The sequence below is a fragment of the Limnobacter parvus genome (assembly GCF_024623725.1).
Lineage (GTDB): Bacteria > Pseudomonadota > Gammaproteobacteria > Burkholderiales > Burkholderiaceae_B > Limnobacter > Limnobacter parvus.
Map to the genome: position 1 here is coordinate 286,270 of NZ_JANKHG010000018.1, position 22,021 is coordinate 308,290.

At 53.4% G+C, this 22,021-nt stretch carries 17 protein-coding genes; 10 read left to right on the forward strand and 7 right to left on the reverse strand.

Annotated features, from left to right (window positions below):
- Nucleotides 1-8 precede the first annotated feature (8 nt).
- Nucleotides 9-434: a YeeE/YedE family protein gene (locus NSP04_RS11805; protein WP_257512553.1), complete on the forward strand. Its 426-nt coding sequence runs from the start codon at nucleotides 9-11 to the stop codon at nucleotides 432-434.
- On the opposite strand, the gene NSP04_RS11810 is transcribed toward NSP04_RS11805, so the two are convergent.
- From NSP04_RS11810 to NSP04_RS11820, 3 genes are all read right to left on the reverse strand, one after another.
- Complete coding sequence (locus tag NSP04_RS11810; protein ID WP_257512554.1) at nucleotides 414-2,618, reverse strand: CHASE domain-containing protein; 2,205 nt, start codon at nucleotides 2,616-2,618, stop codon at nucleotides 414-416. The genes NSP04_RS11805 and NSP04_RS11810 overlap by 21 nt on opposite strands.
- A 53-nt stretch (nucleotides 2,619-2,671) precedes the next feature.
- Entirely contained in the window at nucleotides 2,672-3,667 is a 996-nt protein-coding gene (locus tag NSP04_RS11815; protein WP_257512555.1) for an MBL fold metallo-hydrolase, read from the reverse strand.
- A 115-nt stretch (nucleotides 3,668-3,782) separates the two neighbouring features.
- Nucleotides 3,783-4,364: a cytochrome P460 family protein gene (locus NSP04_RS11820; RefSeq protein WP_257512556.1), complete on the reverse strand. Its 582-nt coding sequence runs from the start codon at nucleotides 4,362-4,364 to the stop codon at nucleotides 3,783-3,785.
- A 281-nt stretch (nucleotides 4,365-4,645) separates the two neighbouring features.
- Between NSP04_RS11820 and NSP04_RS11825 the strand changes: the two genes are divergently transcribed.
- The 6 genes from NSP04_RS11825 (at nucleotide 4,646) to NSP04_RS11850 (ending at nucleotide 12,368) form a co-directional block, all read left to right on the forward strand.
- Nucleotides 4,646-5,197, forward strand: a complete 552-nt coding sequence (locus NSP04_RS11825) for a hypothetical protein (RefSeq protein ID WP_257512557.1) — start codon at nucleotides 4,646-4,648, stop codon at nucleotides 5,195-5,197.
- Nucleotides 5,198-5,220: 23 nt separating this feature from the next.
- Nucleotides 5,221-6,867, forward strand: a complete 1,647-nt coding sequence (locus NSP04_RS11830) for a methyl-accepting chemotaxis protein (RefSeq protein ID WP_257512558.1) — start codon at nucleotides 5,221-5,223, stop codon at nucleotides 6,865-6,867.
- Nucleotides 6,868-7,058: 191 nt separating this feature from the next.
- Entirely contained in the window at nucleotides 7,059-8,801 is a 1,743-nt protein-coding gene (locus tag NSP04_RS11835) for an alkaline phosphatase D family protein (RefSeq protein WP_257512559.1), read from the forward strand.
- Between the two features lie 73 nt (nucleotides 8,802-8,874).
- The gene (yihG, locus tag NSP04_RS11840; protein WP_257512560.1) at nucleotides 8,875-9,783 is read left to right on the forward strand and encodes a 1-acylglycerol-3-phosphate O-acyltransferase, YihG family; all 909 of its coding nucleotides are present in this window, start codon (nucleotides 8,875-8,877) and stop codon (nucleotides 9,781-9,783) included.
- Nucleotides 9,784-9,873: 90 nt separating this feature from the next.
- Nucleotides 9,874-10,206, forward strand: coding sequence for a hypothetical protein (locus NSP04_RS11845; RefSeq protein WP_257512561.1), 333 nt, complete (start codon nucleotides 9,874-9,876; stop codon nucleotides 10,204-10,206).
- A gap of 95 nt (nucleotides 10,207-10,301) precedes the next feature.
- Entirely contained in the window at nucleotides 10,302-12,368 is a 2,067-nt protein-coding gene (locus NSP04_RS11850; protein WP_257512562.1) for a TonB-dependent receptor, read from the forward strand.
- A gap of 4 nt (nucleotides 12,369-12,372) precedes the next feature.
- On the opposite strand, the gene NSP04_RS11855 is transcribed toward NSP04_RS11850, so the two are convergent.
- The 4 genes from NSP04_RS11855 to NSP04_RS11870 are packed head-to-tail and all read right to left on the reverse strand — an operon-like array spanning nucleotide 12,373 to nucleotide 15,334.
- Nucleotides 12,373-12,927, reverse strand: a complete 555-nt coding sequence (locus NSP04_RS11855; RefSeq protein WP_257512704.1) for a copper chaperone PCu(A)C — start codon at nucleotides 12,925-12,927, stop codon at nucleotides 12,373-12,375.
- A 5-nt stretch (nucleotides 12,928-12,932) separates the two neighbouring features.
- Nucleotides 12,933-13,622: a DUF4197 domain-containing protein gene (locus NSP04_RS11860; protein WP_257512563.1), complete on the reverse strand. Its 690-nt coding sequence runs from the start codon at nucleotides 13,620-13,622 to the stop codon at nucleotides 12,933-12,935.
- A 25-nt stretch (nucleotides 13,623-13,647) separates the two neighbouring features.
- Nucleotides 13,648-14,343, reverse strand: a complete 696-nt coding sequence (locus NSP04_RS11865; RefSeq protein ID WP_257512564.1) for a response regulator transcription factor — start codon at nucleotides 14,341-14,343, stop codon at nucleotides 13,648-13,650.
- Nucleotides 14,344-14,365: 22 nt separating this feature from the next.
- The gene (locus tag NSP04_RS11870; protein ID WP_257512565.1) at nucleotides 14,366-15,334 is read right to left on the reverse strand and encodes a patatin-like phospholipase family protein; all 969 of its coding nucleotides are present in this window, start codon (nucleotides 15,332-15,334) and stop codon (nucleotides 14,366-14,368) included.
- Between the two features lie 202 nt (nucleotides 15,335-15,536).
- Between NSP04_RS11870 and NSP04_RS11875 the strand changes: the two genes are divergently transcribed.
- The 3 genes from NSP04_RS11875 (at nucleotide 15,537) to NSP04_RS11885 (ending at nucleotide 22,010) form a co-directional block, all read left to right on the forward strand.
- Nucleotides 15,537-17,273, forward strand: a complete 1,737-nt coding sequence (locus NSP04_RS11875) for an NADH-ubiquinone oxidoreductase-F iron-sulfur binding region domain-containing protein (RefSeq protein ID WP_257512566.1) — start codon at nucleotides 15,537-15,539, stop codon at nucleotides 17,271-17,273.
- Nucleotides 17,270-20,008 (forward strand): formate dehydrogenase subunit alpha, encoded by a 2,739-nt coding sequence (gene fdhF / locus NSP04_RS11880; RefSeq protein ID WP_257512567.1) that lies wholly within the window; start codon nucleotides 17,270-17,272, stop codon nucleotides 20,006-20,008. Before NSP04_RS11875 ends, fdhF begins: the two co-directional genes overlap by 4 nt.
- 154 nt (nucleotides 20,009-20,162) lie before the next feature.
- A complete protein-coding gene (locus NSP04_RS11885; protein WP_257512568.1) occupies nucleotides 20,163-22,010 on the forward strand; it encodes a hypothetical protein in 1,848 nt (615 codons plus the stop codon).
- The last annotated feature ends 11 nt before the right edge of the window (nucleotides 22,011-22,021 follow it).

Sequence of the window (22,021 nt, forward strand, 5' to 3'; positions counted from 1 at the left end):
CACCCGGTATGAAGAACAACACATTGTTTGCCATTGTGAGCGCTGTCACTGGCCTGATTTTCGGATTCGGACTGCTCGTTTCCGGCATGGCGAACCCGGCCAAGGTAATTGGCTTTCTTGACCTGTCAGTGCCCTGGGACCCTTCTTTGATGTTTGTGATGGGGGGCGCCATTGCGATCGGCTTGCCCGGCTTCCTGGTGGCCAAACGCTTGAAACACAGCCTGTTGGGCATGCCGATGAATTTACCCACCGGCACGGAAATCGATCGAAAACTGTTGCTGGGCGCGGTGATGTTCGGTGCAGGGTGGGGAATAGGCGGATTTTGTCCTGGGCCTGCGGTGGTGGCGGCAGCCAGCGGAATGACAGATGGACTGGTGTTCGCGGCTTCCATGCTGGTGGGCATGTTCGCGTTCTCAGCGCGGGGCCAACAGTAGCTGAACCAGCACACTGTGCAACAAGGGCACGTCGACCGGCTTGGTCAGGAATTCATTCATGCCAGCAGCCCGACAAATTAACTCATCTTCCCGCAAGGCACATGCAGTCAAGGCAACAATAGGTAGTCGCCGCGAAGCCCCGGGCAGTTGCCGAATCAAGCGGGTGGCGTCAATGCCGTTCATCACTGGCATGTGAATGTCCATCAGCACCAGGCTGATGGTGGGGTCGGCAATCACTGCGTCGACAGCTTGTTGGCCATTCTCTGCCAACACCACTTCTGCCTGCATCCGTTCTAGCAAGGCCTTAATGACATGCTGGTTCAGTCGGTTGTCTTCAACCACCAGGATTTTTTTACCAAACAAGGTTGCTTTGTCAATGCCGGCCTGTGGTGGAACTTGCAAACTTTCGGCATACACCGCCTGAACTTGTACCGTAAAAGTGAAGGTGCTTCCTAGGCCCGGTCTTGATTGGGCGGAAAGTTTGCCCCCCATCAACTCCACAAGTCGTTTTGAAATGGCCAAGCCCAGGCCTGTACCACCAAAGCGCCGGGTGGTTGTGTTGTCAGCTTGCTCAAACGGTTCGACCAGGCGGTGAAATTCAAGCATGTCAAAACCGATGCCTTGATCGTGTACCTCAGTGCGCAAAATAACCTGGTGCTCATCAATTTGATCCGCTTGAACATGTATCAAAACCAGACCTTGTTCAGAAAATTTGATGGCATTGCTCAACAAATTGTCGAGAACCTGTGTGTAGCGGTTAGGGTCCCCACGCACTGTTTTGGGTGTCAGCGCATCCAGTTCCAGCTGAATGTCCAACCCTTTTTGTTGCGCCCGCAAGGTGAATTGACGCAGTGTTTTGTTGATCTGTTCATGCAGATTGAATTCAATCGCTTCGGGGGTTAGAGAACCCGATTCAATCTGCGAAAAACTGAGTACATCATCGAGTGTGGCCAGCAAACGCTGGGATGCATCATGCACTTGCTGAACATTCAAGGCTGCTTCAGGGTCTTTGACCTGATCTTTCAGCAGGGTGTTCAAACCAATAATGGCGTTCAGCGGGGTGCGTATTTCATGGCTCATGCTGGCCAAAAACAAGCTTTTTGCTCGGGTGGCGCTTTGCTCTTTGCGCTGCCTAACCAGCGACACAAGGGTCAAAAACAGCAGCAAATCAATAAGTCCGCCTGCAATCAAAATCAAATTGGGCAATTGACTGTGCACTTCCTTGTCAAATTCCGGTGCGCTTTCAAACACGGCGGTCCAGGTTCGCCCAGACAATTCAACTGGCACAACAGCAGAGTGACGGTGTGGTCGGCTGTCTGGTAAATCAGCGTCTTCCAGTTTGGGTTCTGAATCGTAAATTAATGATTCCGGGTTCAAGCTGGGTGAGTCGAATAGTTGAAAATGCAAAGCGATTTTCTCCAGGCCCAGCACGTTGCGCATCATGTCAGGGGCGCGAAAAGGGCTGTACACAAAACCACGAATGGCCTGCCGACGAGCCTCCACATTGCCAGGGTCCACACCATTTGCGTACACTGGTTGATACATTAAGAAACCAGGTTTGGGATTGAGCTCATCTTCCTGTTTCAACCTCACCAAGCCAGACACTGTGGCAAGACCAGTGTCCATGGATCGAATCATGGCTTCACGACGAACCGGCTCGGAATACATGTCAAAACCAAACGCGCGCTGGTTGCGCGTATCGAAAGGCTCAATCAGGGCAATTGGAAAATAAAGTTCTCGGGGGCCTTGGGGCGTAACCGAATAAGCATTAAAACCTTCTTTGCGAATCGCGGATTCATGGGCAAGCAAGTTTTCTGGCCTTACCTTTTCAGCGAATGCAAACCCCTGCACACCCGGAAGCTCTTGTGGAAGATTTAGCGACGAGACATACACGCGCCATTGTTCACGAGACACTTGAGGGTGCGCGTCAAAGAAGGCGACACCTCCTCGCAAAATTTGCTGGTACTGCTTGATTCGGGTTTGAATGCGTTCTTGCGCATCGCGCACTTCAAATGAAAAACGATCATTCGCGCGTTTCTCGATGGCCTGGCTGGACAGCCACCAACCCAGCGCAGTGATAATTAGGGAAAGTGCCAACACAAGCCAAGCGGTGACCTCGTTGTGGACCAGGTCTGCAAACGACTTGCTTAAACTTCCGGACTGCAGGTTGTTGCGTTTGGGCATGGTTGAGGTACGACAAATGTATGGCTTGTGCGTGCTTGATTCGCACGGTGAAATTAAAAGTAAACCATTTCCCACGCATTCAATATGTGTAGCGTTACTTCATCACGTTTCGAAAACATCTTTAACAATTCAAGGGATCTTGGAAAGTCATCGAGTGCTGTTGGCATTGATTTAAGCGGCTTGATTTTACCTTCTTGAATCAAGGGCAAGGTGAAATCGTCCCAGTGAATCAGGTACACGGTTTTTGCCTGCGTGTTCAGCACCATTTCCTGCCAGTACTCGGCGATGTATTCATCACTTAGTTTGCCCAAACCGCCCATGCCCAGCAGCACCGTGTTCACGCGAACGTCTTTGTTTTGACCCGGAATAAAACCCGCACTGGGTTGAATCAGCGCAAAAGGTGCAGAACCCATTGATGGGTGCGACACCAAAAACGAATAGCTGACTCCTTCTTTGAACTGCAAGGCGTGGGCAGGCAGGAAGACTGGCTTGTTATTGAAGCCGCCGGTGAAACCGGTGGGGGCATGAGCAGATTCTTGCAAACGGATGTCAAAGTTGCCAAAACTGACCTGCCCCTGCTCGGCTTGCAGGTCCATCTGCAAGGCAGGCAAATCCTGGCCCTTGGCAATTTGCCAAGTCGATTCCGAGCCCACCAAGCGGCCACCATACTGCATGGCCAAATAAGGCGCATCCATTGAATGGTCGTAATGCGAATGCGCCACCACGATGCCACTTAGAACCTCGGGCATGTTCAAGCGCCGGAATACTTCGGTGATCACTTCGTCCACACGGGGTTTGTCGACGTTCAAACGCGTGAAAATGACCTTTTCAATGGCTGGGCGTGAGAAAAATCCATCGATCAGCCAGGTACTGGTGTCGTCGGTCCAGGCCATCGACGAAGTACCCAGGAACAACAGGCGTATTGACGATTGTGGATTGCCATCGGCACCGTCGATTGGCTGAATGACGGGGTGTGATTTCAGCAAGTACACCAACCCGCCAATTGCCAACAGCAAAACAGCAAACAAGGCAGAAAGGAAGTAACGCATAGTGACTCCGGAACAGGGGTGTGGTGCGCACCATGATAGCGCCAGCAACGGACCATAAAAAAAAGCCACCTGACATCAGGTGGCTTTTCTATCCAGCAAATTGCTCTGGATTTGCTTATTTGCTGACCAATGCGGCCAAATGCGCTTCTTCCACAGACATGGCTATTTTGCCTGCATGGTCGTCCAGAATCTGGGCGCTCTTGCGGGTGTCAAAATACTTGTCATAGTGGAAAATGTAGTCTTTGTCAGCCAAAGGCAAGTGGCAACCACGGCAAGTGGCATAGTCGACTTTGGAAGGCTGGCCATTCGGCTCGAAGGACGCGTAAACCCAGTCGCCAGTCTTCATGCCTTCTGGCGCTGTGCTGCCCCAGTCGCTGCCTTTGTACATCACAAAAACTTTTTCAAGACCCGCTTTGGTCATCTTGTCGCCAGTTTTGGTGGCTTTGTAGATTTCCATCACGCTCACGGTGCCGTTGGGGAAGGCATCGCCTTTCTTGGCAGCCGCACCAGTTGGGTTGATGTAGATGTCGCGGATGTGTCCGGTTGGCTTCTCAATTCCGGCCAGGAATACGGGCCAGGATTTGTAATCGGTTGGCTGGGCCAGTTCACCGTCTTTCGGCGCTGGGCCGAACATGCCACCCGCAGCACAACCCGCCAAAACCACAACTGCAGAAGCAGCAAGCATCATTTTCTTCATGTTTTCCCCTTTTTTGTGAGCGCTATGTGCGGTACCCCACCAAACATAGCGCCAACGCACGTTTGGCGCAACTGTTCGATCAACTCAAGCACAGATGCAAGGGTTTACCCTAGCAATTCATTCATTTGTAGCAAGCATATTTAGTAAGGGCGAATTCTGTGGTTAATCCTTGAATTGCTTTGCAAATCAAATCCTTAATCTATTGGAATCCCCTTGACGGTGGACATGTTCAAACCAACTACAGATTAAGACCTGCGCTTAGTCAAAATGGAGCACACCCAATGAATCAATTCCAGTCTTTTGCCAAAGCCGGTTTGGCCAGCCTTTTGTTGACAACAGGAAGCATAGTTTTCGCCGCCAGCGCGAACGATGTGTTGCCCGAAATCAAAGCCATTGCGGCAAAACCTGAAGTGATTGCCGCCGTGAAAGCGCAAAATTCGCAAGGCCTTTCCATGGATGCAATCAAAGCCCTGGACAACAAATGGATTGCTGCAGCCGGCGGCTTGCCCGAAGGCAAAACAATGATGGCAACCCCAGTGTCTAAATTGTTGCTAACCGCTGAAAAAGCCAAGCCCTATTTTGTCGAGAGCATCTTGACTGACAACCAGGGAGCCAATGTGGCCATCAGCAGCATGACTTCCGACTACTGGCAAGGCGACGAACCCAAATTCGTGAACGCCTACGCCGAAGGCAAAGGCGCTGACTACGTGGCCCGTGCCAAGAAAGACGAAAGCTCGGGTGCGGTGGTGTCGCAGGTTTCTGTTCCTGTGATGGACGGTGGCAAGGCCATCGGCACACTGACAATTGGTGTCAACATTCAAGCCCTTAAGTAAGTTCAACCAAGCAGGTCAAAACCATGCCATCCACAATCATGAACAAAGTGATCAACACCAGCCTGAACATGCGGCTGGGTGTGGTCATGGGCATACCCATCGCCGCCTTGCTCGCATTGAGCGTGTTTGCGGTCTATGAAATCCACACCTTGAACCAGTTCAATCAACAAAACACGGAAAAGCAGGTGAATTTGCTGACCGAGGTGTCCAATCTGGGCAGTAAATCTGCTTTGCTGGCGCGTGAGGCACGCAATGTTATTCTTGCCGACGAACAGAACCGCTTCGACCTGGCCAAATCGCGGATGTTGGCTCTGGATGCGGAAATTGACCTGCTCGGGCAAAGCATGCTGGCCAATGCACCCGAAGGCGAAACCCGCGGTTTGATCGAATCCATTAATACTGACAACACCGCATTGCATGCGGTTTACTCGCGGGTTGTGGAACAGTCCGAACTGGGTGAAGTTCAAGCAGCTACCCTGATACTGCTCAGCCAGGGCGATCCGCTGGAGCAACAAATTGACAACGCCATGAACGCATTAAATTCCAGTGTGAAAAGCACCATGGAGGCGGCGGTTGCACAAGGCGACGCGGTGTTTCAAACCGCAGTAACCACCATTGCCGTTGTGTGCGTGCTGATTGTCTTGCTGTGTGGCATTACCGTGGGTATGGTGGCGACCTCGCTTCGCAAACAAATCGGCGGCGAACCTGCCAAAGCACTGGACGTGGTGGCCACAATGGCCCAAGGTAATTTGACGCAGGCTGTGCTCAAATGTGAAAGCGGTTCACTCATGGATGGCATGCAACAGCTTCAAGTTCGTTTGCGTGAAATCATCAATCAGGTTTCACAGGCTTGCAGTACGTTCAAAAGTGCGTCCAGCGAATTGGTGAATGTGGCGTCGGGCTTGTCAACTTCAGCCGAAAAACAGGCGGACAGTTCAAACGCCACGGCAGTGAGCGTGGAAGAAATGAGCGCCAGCGCCAAATCAATTTCTGACTATGCCCACAAAACCGAAGTGCAAGCCAAAGTTTCAGCAGACACCGCCAAAAACGGCATGAAGCTGATGCAAGCCCTTCAAGGCAAAATGAACGACATGGCCGGTCAAATGCACACCACCACGCAAGAAATTGCTGGCCTGGTGGAGCGTTCTGACCGCATCAACGGCATTGTGTCTGTGATTCAAGGCATTGCGCAGCAAACCAACTTGTTGGCTTTGAATGCGGCCATTGAAGCGGCGCGTGCTGGCGAACAGGGCCGCGGCTTCGCGGTGGTGGCCGATGAAGTGCGTACCTTGGCACAAAATACCGCTACAGCCACCGATGAAATTCGCACCTTGATTGGCGAAATTTGCACTTATTCCGAGCGTTCCAACAAATCAGTGGAACAGGTGGGCGAGCACATGACAGAAAACATGCAGTACGCCAACAAACTAATGGGTGGATTGCAGGAGATTGTCCAGCACTTTGAGCAATCTGTCGAATACGCTCTGGCCGTGGCCAATTCCACCAAGGAACAAGAAGCTGCCAGCCAGGATATTTCGGAACGGGTCAGCGACATTTCTTCCTTGTCGGAACAACTGAAAATGGCCAGTATGCAACTTGAAGGGCAATCGCGTCAGGTCGAAAGCATGTCGGAAGACTTGCAGCGCGCTGTGTCTTACTTCAAAACATAAAAGCAGTATTTCAGTGTGACAAGGCATGTGACGAATTGGTGACGCGTCACACTGAATAATGCTGCAAAAACCAAAATTCAATTCGGCGGGTATAAAAGGTTAACTCTGTTAACTCGGGTGCCCGCCACATCGTTGTCTTCTTGCATTGATGCCCGGCGCCTAGGGTACAAACCCAATTCAAGGAACACCCCATGTCAGGTCCACGCCGCAAACGCAGCCGAATTCAAAAGCGCCCGGGCATTACCCGCCGATCATTTCTGAAGGGTCTGGGTATTGGCACTGCAGGTGTAACCGGATTAAGCCTGCTGCATGGCTGTGGCAGTGACAACAACCCAGGACTGGGCAACGGCCCTGGCGCTAATCCGAATGAAGACACGGCAACCCAAAACGTTCAGTTTTTGCACAGCGTGGCCAGTGGCGACCCGGCTTCTGACAGCGTGGTGATGTGGACCCGAATTACGCCTGAGAACGCAGACAGCACAGTGGGCGGCCGGCTGGATGTATTCGAAGACGAGGGCTTAACTATGTTTGTGAAGTCCATGAACTTCCAAACCACTGCCGCACAAGACTTCACTGTGAAACTTATCTGCGACGGTTTGCAGCAAGACAAGGTGTACTTCTATCAATTTCGTAGCAATGGCAAAACCAGCCCTGTGGGCCGCACACGCACTACGCCCGCCGCTGGCAACAAGCGCCCCTTGAATTTTGGAGTGGTGAGCTGTTCAAGCCTGGCACACGGCTTTTTTAATGCCTATGCCAAATTGGCCGAGCGCGACGACATCGATGCGATTATTCACCTGGGCGATTACATTTACGAATATGGCACAGGGCAATACGGCAATGTGCGTGAGTACGAACCTGCAACAGAAATCATCTCCCTTTCTGATTACCGCACCCGCCACGCACAGTACAAGCGCGATGAAGACCTGCAAAAACTGCACACGCGTTTTCCGTTCATCACGATTTGGGACGACCACGAATCCACGAACAACTCCTATCGCGATGGCGCAGAAAATCACACTGAGGGTGCCGAAGGCGTGTGGGAGGAGCGCAAGGGCTTTGCCCAGCGTGCTTACGATGAATGGATGCCGATCAGACTGCCCGAACCTGGCAATCAGGCCAAAATTTTCCGCCGTGTGCAGTTTGGCGACATGGTCGACATGTTCATGCTCGACACTCGTCTGTTCGACCGCGATGTTGAAGCCGCAACGCCAGTGAATCCCGTCGATGGCGTTGCCAGCCAGCCAGATCGCACCATGATTGGCGAAGAGCAATACGACTTTTTGATCAACGGCATGCGTAATTCGCAAGCCCAATGGAAACTGATCGGTAACCAGGTCGTGTTTCACCAGTGGATTATCAAACCCGGTTTAAACAACCCGGCACCCGCGCAACTGGGCGAAATTCTGGCCCCCTCCGGCTTGAATGGTGACTCTTGGGACGGCTACAGTGCCGAACGTCAGCGCATTATCAACGCCCTGCGCGGCGACGATGGTGGCGAACCCATCAACAATGTGGTGATTTTGACTGGGGATGTACACACCAGCTGGGTGGCCGACATCACGGACAACCCCAACCAGCCCATCGATTTGGTGGGTGGTTACAACCCAGTGACTGGCCAAGGCAGCGTGGCCACTGAATTCGTGGTTACATCCGTAACCTCGCCCGGCCTTGAATTGCCCAACCAGATCATTCAAGCCATTCGCCTTACCAGCCCGCACATCAAACACGTGAACGTCACTGAACGCGGCTATAGCGTATTAAGGGTGGCCGAAGACAAAACCACTTGCGAATATTGGGCGGTCAGCACCATTCTTGAACGGGGTGGATCTGAAAGGCTGTCGGCTTCGTTTGAAGTGGCCGATGGCGCCAATCGCATTACACCGCAGGGCATTTTCCCCCTGGATGTAGTCACTGGCTTGTTGGGCGTTTAAAGAAATCTGGGGTAATATCCGGGCTTGTTTTGATTCCACAAGCCCGCAAAGCTTTTACCCTCCGGATCTTCAAGTGCCTTTGTCTAAAATTTTACCTGCCCCGGTCATTGGTGTACTCACCGTTGCCCTGATGAGCCTGTGCATCACGTTCTGGTTCATCATTATGTTCCCGTTTATTGTGCTGCGCCTGGTGCCCGTATACCGGGTTCAGCGCGTGGCGTCGAACTGCTGTGTGCAAATTGCCACGTGGTGGGTGGGTTCCAACAAACTGTCGTACAAGGTGTTGCATGGCGCGCAGGGACATGTGGAATTTCAGGGTGAGTTCAAACCCAAAAGCAGTTACCTGGTGATCAGCAACCACGCGGCATGGGCCGACATAGTGGTGTTGTTCGATGTGCTGCACGGCCACGCACCGTTTGGCCGCTTTTTCCTGAAGAAAGAACTGATTTGGGTGCCTATCGTGGGCGTGGTGTGTTGGGCCATGGATTTTCCGTTCATGAAACGCCACAGCCGCAGTGCCATTGCCCGCAACCCGGCGCTGGCCAGCCAAGACCTTGAAACCACCCGCAAGGCTTGCCAGGTTTACAAAGAAAGCCCAGTCACGGTAATCAATTTTCTGGAAGGCACACGATTCACAAATGTAAAGAAGGCCAAAACCAAATCGCCCTACACCTACCTGCTGGGCCCCAAATACGGCGGCCTTTCTGCATCGCTGAATGCCATGGGTGAGCAATTTGAAGGCATGGTGAATGTAACCATTGCGTATGGCCCCAGCAAGGGCAACACCACTTGGTCATGGCTGTGCGGCAAGCAGCCGAACATGCAGGTGCATGTGGAAATTTTGCCTATTCCCACTGACATGATTGCCGGCGATTTTCGGGGTGACCTTGAATTCAAAGGTCGATTCAAATCGTGGATTGGCGACATCTGGACCATGAAAGACCAGCGCCTTGAGCAGATGCGAAAGAAAGCAGGCCGATGAATTTTTCACCCGCTTGACAGCCTTGCTACACTACTTGCATCACCGTTAACTCCTTTGGTTTTTCGATTGCACGCACGCTGGTTTACACACATGCTGATTGCGCTGACCCTTGTGGCCGCGCAATGGGTTGGGCTTGCCCACAGTATCGAGCATCGGGAACAGCTTCAAGCCGAGTCACTTCACAGCCATGGTCACGAGCACACAGCCCACAACGACCCGCTGCATTCTTGCCTGCTGTTTGACGGACTTGCCTCCGCACAAGCGGCGGTCTCGAACCCACCAACCAGCTGCGCCTTGCCCTTGCTTAACCTGTTGGGTACACAACACACGGCAAGCGCAGCACCACGCAACACCCTGTTCGCGCAACGCGTGCGGGTGCGCGACCCCCCGGCTTTTCCTGAAGCAAACAACACCCTCTTTTAATTAATTGCCGCTTGGTTTTGGCCAAGTTGCCACGCCTTCGTCTTGTTGTTTCAACTTTAGGCGGTGTGTTGGCGCGCGGCATTTCAGGAAAAACAATGAATACTTTTCATTTCAAACGCCACGCCGTAGCGTTGGCCAGTCTGCTTTTTATCGCCCAAACACAGGCGCTTGCACAGGAAACTGATTTGCAACCAGTTCTTGAATCGTTGGTGGTTATTGGCACGACCGAACAACCGGAATCCATCACCAAACCTTTTTCCATCATGACTGCCGATGAGTTGAACGCCAATGGCGCGAGCACCGTGGGCGAAGCCCTGCGCTACCAGCCGGGCATTTCTGCCACCGGTTTTGGACCAAACGCCAGCCGACCGATTGTGCGCGGGCAAGATTCCGACCGGATTAAGATTCTGCGCAATTCAGCCGCCACGGTCGATGTGTCTGCGCTCAGTTTTGATCACGCCTTGCCCGTTGATCCCTTTGCCTTGCACCAGGTTGAAATTCTTCGTGGCCCGGCCGCACTGGCCTACGGTGGCAACGCAGTGGGTGGCGTGGTGAATCTGGTCGACCAGCGTATCGCCCGCAAGCCAGTACAAGGCTTTGAAGGTGAAGTGAATTTGCTGGGCGGCGGGGCCGCCGACCAAACAGCGGGCGGCTTCAAGCTGGACGCCGGTCTGGGGCAAGGCGTCAGCATTCATCTGGACGGTTTCAAGCGCACCACCAGCGACCTTGAAACCCCCACCTTCACCGACCCCGATGGTGTAAGCGGCAACCGCGTGCAAAACTCGTCCTCGAAATCAGATGGTGCAGCCATCGGTGCATCATTCCAAACGGGTAACGGCTACATTGGTGTGTCCGCCGAGCGGTACAACAATGAATACGGCGTGCCGAAATCGCTTGATGTGCGCATCGGCATGGAAAGCGAGCGCTATGCACTGGAGGGCGAGCAGAATTTTAACAACGCCGCCTTCAAGCAAGTGAAATACCGCCTGGCCAAAACGGATTACCAGCATCAGGAGTTTGAAGACGGCGCACCGGCCACGCTGTTTGTGAACGACGGCATAGATGGCCGTGTGGAAGTGGCCCTGCAGCCTTTTTCTATCGCGGGCTTGAACATCAACACCAGCACAGGCGTGCAGTTTGAGCGCACCGATTTTTCCGCTGTGGGAGATGAGGCCTTCGTGCCCAGCACCAGCACCGACCAAACTGGCGTGTTCACGATTTTCCGCGCCAGCCGAGGGCATGAACACAGTGGTGTGTTTGAATTTGGTCTTCGTGGCGATCAGGTCGACGTCAACGCTGCCAGCAGTGGTTTGTCACCACAAAACGGCCCCGTGGCAGGCGCTGGTGTTACCGGTGGCCCAGCCATTAATCGGGCATTCAGTCCCAGCTCGGTTTCATTCGGTTACACGGCACCAATCGGCAATGGCTGGTCGCTGGGTGGTTCGGTATCGCGGGTTGAACGCGCACCGTCCAGCTTTGAGTTGTATGCCGATGGCGTTCATGTGGCCACAGATGCTTATGAAAAAGGCAACCCGAATTTGCAGGAAGAACGCGGCCGCCACCTGGAGTTGACCAGCACCTGGGCACAGGGGGAATCCAAATTCAATGCCACGGCCTTTGCCAGCCGATACAGCAATTACATCGCGCTGATTGGTCGGACAGGTGCCAACGCGCAATTCAACGATGGCGGCGAACTGATTGACGTGTTCGACTTCACCGCCGTGCCCGCTGAGTTTCAAGGAATTGAATTGGGTTATCAAACCGCCTACTCAATGGGCGCGGGCAAGTTGCAGCCCAGTATCCAATACGATTTTGTTCGCGGCAAACGAACCGATGGTGGCGGCAACCTGCCACGCATCAGCCCGCAACGCGTGGTGGCCAGTGCCGCCTACACACAACTGGGCTGGACCATTACACCAGAACTGATTTGGGTCAGCGGCAGCAAAGCCGGCGCTGGGGATGTGGAGGTAGAGGGTTATGAACTGGTGAATTTGCGCGTTGGCAAAGCTTTTACATGGGGCCAAACAGGTGGCGAAGTATTCGCCAACCTGCAAAACCTGACCGATGAGCTGGCATTTTCAGCCACCACCCTGAAAACTGTTCGAGGCTACACGCCACTGGCAGGCCGTTCAGTGCTGGTGGGTGTCAAATTCGCGTTCTAACCAGTTAGTGTTTGTGATCGCCACTGCCACCCTGGCTGTGGTGGTCACCACCCGCATTTTGCCCAGCCACGGCCTTGACGGGCATTTCAATTTTGCTGCCATCGGCTTTTTCAAACTGCAGGCTTAGCTCGATTTCATCACCCGCCGCAACTGGCGCTGTGAGTGCCATCAGCATCACATGGTAACCACCGGGCTTCAGTTCCAGCGGCTCACCAGCCTTAATTTCAATGCGTTCAGCCATGCGCATGCGCATGATGTCGCCGTCCATTTTCATTTCGTGCACTTCGGCAATTTCAGCAGCAGGCGTGGCCACACCGACCAGGGTCAAGTCGTCTTGGCTGGTAATGTTCAAATACGCCCCTGTAGCATCTTGTTCGCCCACCGTGGGGCGTACCCAGGCATTTTGAACGGCGATTCCATCTTGAACCTGAGAAGGGGCTGCAGCCTGCTCCACTACCGCTGGTGCATCATGTGTATGCTCTGCATCTGCACCATGTTCATGGTGTTCTGAACAAGAAGCCAACAAAACCAAGGCAGATAGCGCTGCCAGTTGTGTCATTTTTTTCACTTCATACTCCCGAAAACTTTTTTAAGTACGGCGCTACCCGCCGCAACTGGGTTGGCCCGAATCGCTTTTTCTTCTTCGGCCACCATCAAGAACAACGCATCAAGCGCTTTGTTGGTGACATAACTTTCAAGATTGGCGTCTTCTGCTTTCACCAAACCGAAGCGGCTGCCTTTCTCTGCCAACGCATTGTATTGTTGGGCAAGACCCACCTGGGCGGTTTTGCCCTTCACGATGGGCAGCAGCTGGGCAAACAAATCCGACTGAGATTTGCTGCGGAAAAAGTCGGTCACTGCGGTGTCGCCACCACCCAGCACTTGCTTGGCGTCTTCAACGGTCATGTTCTGTATGGTTTTTTTCAGCACAGCTTTGGCCTGGGGCACAGCGGCTTCCGCAGCGCGGTTCATGCTGACTTCCATTTGGTCCAGTTGCGAACCCATGCCCATCATTTTCAGCATGCCTTTGCTGTTTTCCAGGTAATCCGGCAGCTTGATTCGCACCGCCGGGTTGCCCAAAAACCCATCGGCTTTGCCCAAACTACCGACCGCTGCATCGGCGCCCTTGTCCAGCGTGGTGCGCAATGCGGTCACTGCTTCTTTGCTGGTAATTCCCGACAAATTGTTGGCTGCAACAGTGCCTGCATACATTAAGGTTAAAGCAATCAGAAAAGGACGAATGAAAAAACGCATGGTGTGGCCTCCAGCCGGGTCATATTCAAGAGTCAAGCAGGCGTGCCTGCCGTTCGGCACGTACGAAAATTTCCACCGCCTGGCCTTTGTTTTTGGCACCCAAACGCAGAAAAATTTCTTTGATATGCCCGCGCACGGTGTCGGGGCTGATGTCCATTTCCCGGGCCACTTCCTTGGCCGACAGGCCTTCGGCAGTTTTGCGCATGATTTCAACCTGCTTCCAGGTTAGGGGTTTGTCTGACCCTGGAGCATAAATATTGGAATGGTATTCATTGGCGGTTTTTTCCGTGCTGCGTGGTGCAATGTCGAGCACACCTGCTTGCACCAACAGCACCTGCAAAGCGCGCAGCAATTCCGGGTAGGTAGACGCTTTGTTCACATAGAAATAGCCCGCTGCCTCGGCTTCCCGGGCCAGGCTTTTGTCAAGCACGCCAGAGCAGATCATTTTTGTGCAGTCAGGAAACATCAAAGAAAATGCGTTGATGGTGCCGACCCCCTTGGAATCAGGAAGATCCAGGTCGGCAATGACCACTTCGGGCATGGCCTTCAGCCCACGGGCTTTTTCCAGATTGTCGACAACAATGATTTCGCTGTGGTTGAGAAGTTGTTCAATCATGTCAGCCAACATGATTGAAATCATCGGGTGGTCTTCAACTATCAATATTGTGGGTTTGTGCTGCTCGGAACCCATGCCTGCATGCCCTGTTTTATCTGTTGCCATCCAGGCATTGTACTGCGAAAACTTAGAGACGTGCCCCAGGGTTTGCTTGTGCGGCCTTGGCCATCAGCCGTTCTCGGCTGCCTTGTATTGCTGCCCGAATTTTAGGCACCAACTGCTGCGCCACCTTTTCGCCTTCCAGCAAAAACTCATGGCGCTGGTCCAGGTTCAACGCATCAGCGTGCTGCACGCTGGGCTGAATGACCACGTCGGCATGGGCCAGTTCAGCGCGTATGGCTTGTTGGCTTAGTATGTTGATGCTTTGGTCCAGCAACCCCCACCAACCCAACGCGCCAGCGCCGCTGCGTGGTCTGGCCGAAATGTCGACAGCAATTACCACATCGGCACCCATTTCACGGGCTGTTAATACGGGCACAGGGCTAACCAGCCCACCATCCACAAACTGGCGTTTGCCAATTCGCGCGGGCAAAAACACGTTGGGAATGCTGCATGAAGCCCGCACCGCCTGCCCGGCATTGCCGTAGTTGAAAGCCACTTTCTCGCCACTTTCCAGGTCGGTGGCCACAGCGGCAAAGCGAATCGGGAACTGGTGAATCGCCTTGTTCTTCACCTGCGCATTCACATATTGCTGCAATTTTTCGCCAATTAGAAATCCTTGGCTACTCAAGGTTAAATCGCGAATGTCGGCTTCTTGCATACCCAGGGCCACGCTTTGCAAGGTGTATGAATTCATGCCACTGGCGTACAAGGCGCCCACAAAGCTGCCAGCGCTGGTGCCCACCACAATGCTGGGTTTAATGCCGTGGCTTTCAAGCACCTTGATTATGCCCACATGGGCAAATCCTTTTACGCCACCACCGCCCAGCACCAGTGCCACCACGGGTTCGCGGGTTTTCGGCACATCGGGGTTTTGCACCTGTGCTTGCGGCACCGCTTCAGGCGCAGGTTCAGGCGAAGGCGACACAGTGGCGCAAGCCGACAAAATCAATGCTGCCAGTGCCACCCATAAAATGCCAAAAGGCTTGTTTTTCATACACATTTTTCTAAAAACAGAATTCAAGAACCCGATGCTACCGCAGCGCAACAAACTTGGGTTGACACAATCTACTAACGCAAATCCCGGCTGCACCTTGGCGGTGAACTTCACCCACCCCCCTTGGTCCTAGAAAGGGCTGTGTAAGTTCAATGCGGGCCTAATGTAGCCACATAAAGCAACACAACAAGGCGGGGACAAGATGAATCACGCAATCATTCCGATTGCCAAGGCTGTTGATTCTGCGCAACAGCGCCGCAGCCAACCCAAAGGCAGGCAAGTGGATTTGAGGGTTCAGGCCTTTGTTCGCGAATGTTTGGGCCCGCAAACCCTGCGGCGCGACCTGCTAATTGAATACTTTCACTTGCTGCACGACCGTTTGGGCTGCCTTCCCAAAACTCACCTGGCCGCACTGGCCGAATGCCTTGGCTTAAGCCAAACCGAAGTGTTTGAAGTGGCCACTTTCTACCACCACTTCGATGTGGTGGATTCTGAAAACTCTATAAAACACACACTCAAGGTGCGGGTGTGCAATGGCCCAGCCTGTTGCATGGCGGGTGCTGAAACCTTGATTGAAAAATTGCCCAGCTTGTTGGGCAGCACGGTGCGTGTTCAGCCTGTGCCTTGTATTGGCCGCTGCGAGCAAGCGCCCGCAGTGGCCGTGGGCCAACATGAAATGGGTTGGGCCAACCACCATGAAATTATGGAAGCGGCTTTTGGCCAGCACACTCAAGCACTGCCCCCACCCTATGTAGATCTGGCCCATTACTACGCGCAAGGCGGTTACCGACACCTACAGGAATGCGCACAAGGAAAGCGTTCTGTTGAATCGGTTATCAAGACACTTTCAAGTTCCGGTTTGCGGGGCCTGGGTGGTGCAGGTTTTCCGGCAGGGCGAAAATGGGCCATTGTGCGCGAACAGCCCGCACCCCGCCTTATGGCGGTGAATATTGATGAAGGTGAACCCGGTACTTTCAAAGACCGCACGCACCTGGAGCGCAATCCGCACCAGTTTCTGGAAGGCATGCTGATCGCCGCTTGGGCTGTTCAGGCCAGCACTGTTTACATTTACCTGCGCGATGAATACCACGCCTGCCGCGCCATGCTGCAAGCTGAATTGGCAGCTCTGAACACCCAGCCACCCATGCCCAACATGCCAACAATCGAACTACGGCGCGGAGCAGGAGCCTATATTTGCGGTGAAGAATCGGCCATGCTGGAATCAATTCAAGGCAAACGTGGCCTGCCCCGCCTGCGCCCACCTTATGTGGCCCAAGTGGGTTTGTTCAAACAGCCCACGCTGGTTCACAACTTTGAAACCCTGTATTGGGTGCCCACCATCTTAAACAAAGGTGCCGAGTGGTTTGCCGGGCAGGGCCGCCATGGGCGCAGCGGTTTGCGGTCATTTTCCGTGTCTGGCCGGGTGAACAAACCCGGTGTTCACTTGGCGCCCGCGGGCATCACACTCAAGGAATTAATTGCAGAATACTGCGGCGGCATGCAGCCCGGGCACACCCTGTATGGTTATTTGCCGGGCGGCGCATCGGGTGGAATTTTGCCTGCCAGGCTGGCCGATGTGCCGCTTGATTTCGACACCTTGCAAGCCCACGGCTGCTTCATTGGTTCGGCGGCCATTGTGGTGTTTTCTCAAGCCGACAGCGCAGTGAATATGGCCCGTAACCTGATGCGCTTTTTCGTGCATGAAAGCTGCGGCCAATGTACCCCCTGCCGCGCAGGCACCGCCAAAGCACTGGCATTGGTCAATCAGCCAAACTGGAATGTACCGCTGCTTACTGAGTTGGGCGATGTGATGCGCAACGCCTCCATTTGCGGCTTGGGCCAGGCAGCGCCCAACCCTGTCGATTGTGTTATTCGCTACTTTCCGCATGAAATTGAAGGCGATGAAGTTGCCAACAGCCCACCGGGAGCGGCCACATGAACACACGCAACATGATCGGTTTTCAGCTCAATGGTGAACAGGTTCAAGCCCTGCCTGGCGAAACCCTGTTGCAAGTGGCCCAGCGTGAAGGCATCAACGTACCCCACCTGTGCCACAAGAATGGCCTTGAGCCCGCCGGCAACTGCCGCGCCTGCATGGTTGAAATTGACGGTGAACGCACCCTGGCCGCATCGTGTTGCAGACAAGTTGAAGCAGGCATGGTGGTTACCACCGACTCCGCCAAAGCCGTTGCCTCGCAACGCATGGTGCTGGAACTGTTGCTGGCTGACATGCCGGAAAATACGAACCTGGCCGCGTTAAAAGCCGACAATGAATTGGCCCACTGGTGCGAAATCATGGGCATTGACGGCACACGATTTGACGCCCGCGCACCCGTGCCCCCCGATTATTCCCACCCTGCCATTGCCGTGAACCTGGACCACTGCATTCAGTGCACCCGCTGCGTGCGCGCCTGCCGGGAAGTGCAGGTGAACGATGTCATCGGCCTGGCCCACCGAGGTGAACATGCGACCATTGTGTTTGATCAAGGCGATGCCCTGGCCCAATCCACTTGCGTGGCCTGTGGTGAATGCGTGCAAGCCTGCCCCACCGGCGCACTGAGCCCAGCCAAGCCCAATGCCCACCAGCAGGCTGACAAAACCATCGATTCCGTGTGCCCGTATTGCGGTGTGGGTTGTCAGCTTACCTACCATGTGAAAGACAACACAATTTTGCGCGTGGAGGGCCAAAATGGACCCGCCAACGCAGGCCGCCTGTGTGTGAAAGGCCGATACGGATTTGACTATGTTCACCATGAACAACGCCTGACCCACCCGCTGATTCGGCGTGAAGGTGTGCCCAAAAACCCTGTGGATCTGTTGAATACCGAACAGGTTCACACCGCATTTCGCCAAGCCTCCTGGGAAGAAGCACTGGCCCTGGTAGCCAGCAAGCTGAAGCAGATAAAGACCACCCACGGTGGCAATGCCCTGGCTGGTTTTGGCTCGGCCAAAGGCAGCAATGAAGAAGCCTACCTGTTCCAGAAACTGGTGCGCACAGGTTTTGGCACCAACAATGTGGACCATTGCACGCGCTTGTGCCATGCGTCTTCCGTTGCCGCATTGCTGGAAGGGATTGGTTCGGGTGCTGTGTCCAACCCGTTGATGGACGTGGACCAAGCCGAAGTCATATTTGTGATCGGTGCCAACCCCACTGTGAACCACCCCGTGGGCGCCACCTGGATTAAAAATGCCGTGAAGAAGGGCGCCAAACTGATTGTGGCCGACCCACGGCGCTCTGATTTGGCGCGCCATGCCACGCACTTTTTACAGTTCAAGGCCGACAGCGATGTGGCGCTGCTCAATGCCCTGCTGCACGTCATCATTGATGAAAACTTAATCAACACAGAATTCATCAAAACCCGCACAGAAGGTTTTGATGCGCTGAAGGCCAATGTAGCCACCTGCACCCCTGAAGCGATGGCCCCGATTTGCGGCATACCGGCCAGCGAATTGCGCGCAGTGGCTCGTCTTTACGCCAAATCGAAATCAGCCATGATTCTATGGGGCATGGGCATTTCACAGCACACCCACGGCACCGACAACGCACGCTGCCTGATATCGTTGGCGCTGATCACCGGGCAAATTGGCCGCCCCGGCACTGGCTTGCACCCCTTGCGTGGGCAGAACAATGTGCAAGGCGCATCGGATGCCGGATTGATCCCCATGATGTACCCCGATTACCAGCCCGTTGGCAACACAGAAGCACAACGGCGATTCGAAACCCTGTGGAACACCCCTTTAAGCAGCACACCCGGCCTTACTGTGGTGGAAACCATGCAGGCCATTTTGGCGGGCACCGTAAAAGGCATGTACATACTGGGTGAAAACCCGGCGATGTCCGATCCCGATTTGAACCATGCCCGCAAAGCATTGGCCGCGCTAGATTTTCTGGTGGTGCAAGACATTTTCTTGACTGAAACCGCAACGCTTGCCGATGTGGTGCTGCCCGCCAGCGCCTTTCCGGAAAAAACAGGCACCTTCACCAACACCGACCGGCTTGTGCAACTGGGCCAACAGGCAATCGACCCGCCCGGCCTGGCCCGGCAAGACCTGTGGATCATTCAAAGCATTGCGCAGGGTTTGGGGCTGAGCTGGAATTACCAAACAGTTGAAGACGTGTTTGATGAAATGCGCCGCGCCATGCACAGCATTGAAGGCATAACCTGGCAACGTCTGCAACGGGAACACGCGGTTGTTTATCCCTGCCTGCACGAGGGCGATGCAGGTCAGGCCGTTGTATTCACCGAAGAATTCCCTACGCACAGCGGCAAAGCGCGGCTGGTGCCCGCCCAATATCGCGGTGCTGCTGAAAAGCCCGATGTGGAATTTCCCTTTGTACTAATCACAGGTCGTCAGCTGGAACACTGGCACACCGGCAGCATGACCCGCCGGGCAAGTGTTCTGGATGCAATCGAACCCGAACCCACGGCCTTGTTCAACCCTTCAGACCTCAACAGCCTGAACATCCAACCAGGCGACAAGGTCAGCCTGCGTTCAAGGCGCGGCGAAATTACCATTTTTGCCCGTGCCGACTCTTGCACACCACAGGGCAATGTCTTTGTGCCTTTCTGTTATGCAGAGGCCGCCATCAACAAACTGACCCATGCTGCGCTCGACCCCCACGGCAAAATTCCTGAGTTCAAATACTGCGCTATTGCAGTGCACAAAAACTAGGGAAAACCCGGATTTTGTCAAACTTTTATGTTTCAAGTGATACATAAAGAGTGATACCTATCCGACTGCTTTTGAACATCTGACACTTTTGTGACATGTTTAGGGGCATAAACAATATGAACTGCACCGTGATTGTGCAGACGGGAGACCTACCGTGGCCTTAGAAATTGTTGCTCTACCTTCGCTGTGCACCAACGCTGCCCTAGACCAAAAGGTGAAATGCAATATTGCGCGCAAGTCAGGCCATAAGTACGTAAGTGGCAATACTTTCAAAGAACGGACGTTCTTCAATAAACTGAAGGATGCTATTGGCGCATCACGCGGTGTCAGTGTGATGGCCAAGGCACATTTTGAATCCCGGCAATATGTACAAGCTGCCCTGCTTCGAAAAGACGAAATCGCAACTCGCAAGTCTGAAGAGCGTGGGAAGGCACTGACTGACGAAGAATACGACAAAATAGTATGGGATTCGGGCGGCGTTCAAACCCGCACCAATCGCGAAGATCACGTTCGTTACAACCCCGCTTACTTCGACCAAGCCAAAGGTGCATCCAAGCGCAATGCCAAGGCGCACAAAGTATCGAGCTATGCACACGGATTTCACGGCTTGTGCGAAATGATGGCTGCACCAACGGGCATGACAACCACCCTCGCCCGAAATTTAGTTACTCAATCTACCGACGACAAAAGCACCAAAAACAAAGCATTCATGTTTGGCTTGCTTGCGTTTATTGGTGTTGGAACCGGGATGGGAGTTAGCTACGCAAAAAACAGAATTGGTGAAGATAAGCTTCCTTCCCTGTTCGGACAAAGCCTACTTGGGGCAATTATTGCATTTCCGGCTGCGTCCTCTCTCATGGGTTTGATCGGTACCATAATTGGGGTGAGAAGTCAGAGAATCGTCGAAAGACAGCACATGGGCAATGGCCAGAAAAAAGACCTTCAGACCGACTTGAGCACCAACATGAATCAGTTGTTGCATCATTTGAAATCGATGCATGGAAAACCCGAATTAGTTCAGATAACGGCCAAAGCCATGCAAGGTCTGCATATTTTTGGGAAGGTTGGTGCAGCACATTTAGACAGCGACAAGGTACCCGTGCTTTTAAACCAGGCGCTGGCTGCAATTGATTTGAGCAAATCTGATGCTGAGAATATGCTTGCCTTAAGGCGCGCCGTAGGAAGCTACCTTCAAGTGGACAAACCAGTAAATGGTTCTAAGTGGGCCAAATACTGTTATGCAAAAGCCGTAACCACGAAAGAAAGTCATTTCGTGGCCTTGCTCAGCCTGATTGACCACTCAGAAACGAAAAAACCTTCAACAGACCTGACCGATGCCAGGAAAATTCTGGAGAACAGGTGGGTGCCAAAAGTACAGCGTGCAACCTTAAGAGGTTTTTCACATGCAGTGAAGCCTGTTGATATCATGTTGGGCACCTCAATGTCGGGAACCCTTAACAAGTGGGGAACGAAAGGTTACGCCGAAAAACATTCCGCAAAAATGGCAGACCCAAGTAGAGCCGCCCAAAACTGTTTCAAGGGCGAATACATGGTGAAAAACATGCACCAATACCACGGCTTTACACGTGGGCTTATCCTTATAGCCGAAGGATTACGCATTTTTAACATGAACATTATTCTGGCATCGAATGCGAACCTTTCCCGAATCGCTAACAATTTGGCTTCGAACGGGCAAAGAACCCTTGGAACCGGGCCAGCCTCACGAAGCATGTGTCACAGTGTGGGCCGTTGTTTGGGTGGTGCTTTACTGGCCATTATTTTTGGTACAGTCGTCCCTATCTTTTCAGGTCCGGAAAACCTAGATATTGGCACCAACCCCTCACCCCAATATTCCATAGCCAACATTGGTATTTTGATGTTTCTCTTCTCCATCCCCACTTTAATGGTAATGGGTGCAGCACAGGGTGCAGCACATCTACAGGGATGGAAAGGCAATGTGGTGAAAGAACTTCCACCCAACGCCAAGCATTACAACTGGTAACCTTTTAGGTT

What these genes read in the sequence shown, in the direction of transcription:
- NSP04_RS11835 (WP_257512559.1), top strand. Translation starts at nt 7,059, where the DNA reads ATGTCAGGTCCACGCCGCAAACGCAGCCGAATTCAAAAGCGCCCGGGC.
- NSP04_RS11815 (WP_257512555.1), bottom strand. Translation starts at nt 3,667, where the DNA reads ATGCGTTACTTCCTTTCTGCCTTGTTTGCTGTTTTGCTGTTGGCAATT.
- NSP04_RS11825 (WP_257512557.1), top strand. Translation starts at nt 4,646, where the DNA reads ATGAATCAATTCCAGTCTTTTGCCAAAGCCGGTTTGGCCAGCCTTTTG.
- fdhF (WP_257512567.1), top strand. Translation starts at nt 17,270, where the DNA reads ATGAACACACGCAACATGATCGGTTTTCAGCTCAATGGTGAACAGGTT.
- NSP04_RS11855 (WP_257512704.1), bottom strand. Translation starts at nt 12,927, where the DNA reads ATGACACAACTGGCAGCGCTATCTGCCTTGGTTTTGTTGGCTTCTTGT.
- NSP04_RS11820 (WP_257512556.1), bottom strand. Translation starts at nt 4,364, where the DNA reads ATGAAGAAAATGATGCTTGCTGCTTCTGCAGTTGTGGTTTTGGCGGGT.
- NSP04_RS11870 (WP_257512565.1), bottom strand. Translation starts at nt 15,334, where the DNA reads ATGAAAAACAAGCCTTTTGGCATTTTATGGGTGGCACTGGCAGCATTG.
- NSP04_RS11850 (WP_257512562.1), top strand. Translation starts at nt 10,302, where the DNA reads ATGAATACTTTTCATTTCAAACGCCACGCCGTAGCGTTGGCCAGTCTG.
- NSP04_RS11845 (WP_257512561.1), top strand. Translation starts at nt 9,874, where the DNA reads ATGCTGATTGCGCTGACCCTTGTGGCCGCGCAATGGGTTGGGCTTGCC.
- NSP04_RS11865 (WP_257512564.1), bottom strand. Translation starts at nt 14,343, where the DNA reads ATGGCAACAGATAAAACAGGGCATGCAGGCATGGGTTCCGAGCAGCAC.
- NSP04_RS11830 (WP_257512558.1), top strand. Translation starts at nt 5,221, where the DNA reads ATGCCATCCACAATCATGAACAAAGTGATCAACACCAGCCTGAACATG.
- NSP04_RS11810 (WP_257512554.1), bottom strand. Translation starts at nt 2,618, where the DNA reads ATGCCCAAACGCAACAACCTGCAGTCCGGAAGTTTAAGCAAGTCGTTT.
- NSP04_RS11860 (WP_257512563.1), bottom strand. Translation starts at nt 13,622, where the DNA reads ATGCGTTTTTTCATTCGTCCTTTTCTGATTGCTTTAACCTTAATGTAT.
- NSP04_RS11805 (WP_257512553.1), top strand. Translation starts at nt 9, where the DNA reads ATGAAGAACAACACATTGTTTGCCATTGTGAGCGCTGTCACTGGCCTG.
- NSP04_RS11875 (WP_257512566.1), top strand. Translation starts at nt 15,537, where the DNA reads ATGAATCACGCAATCATTCCGATTGCCAAGGCTGTTGATTCTGCGCAA.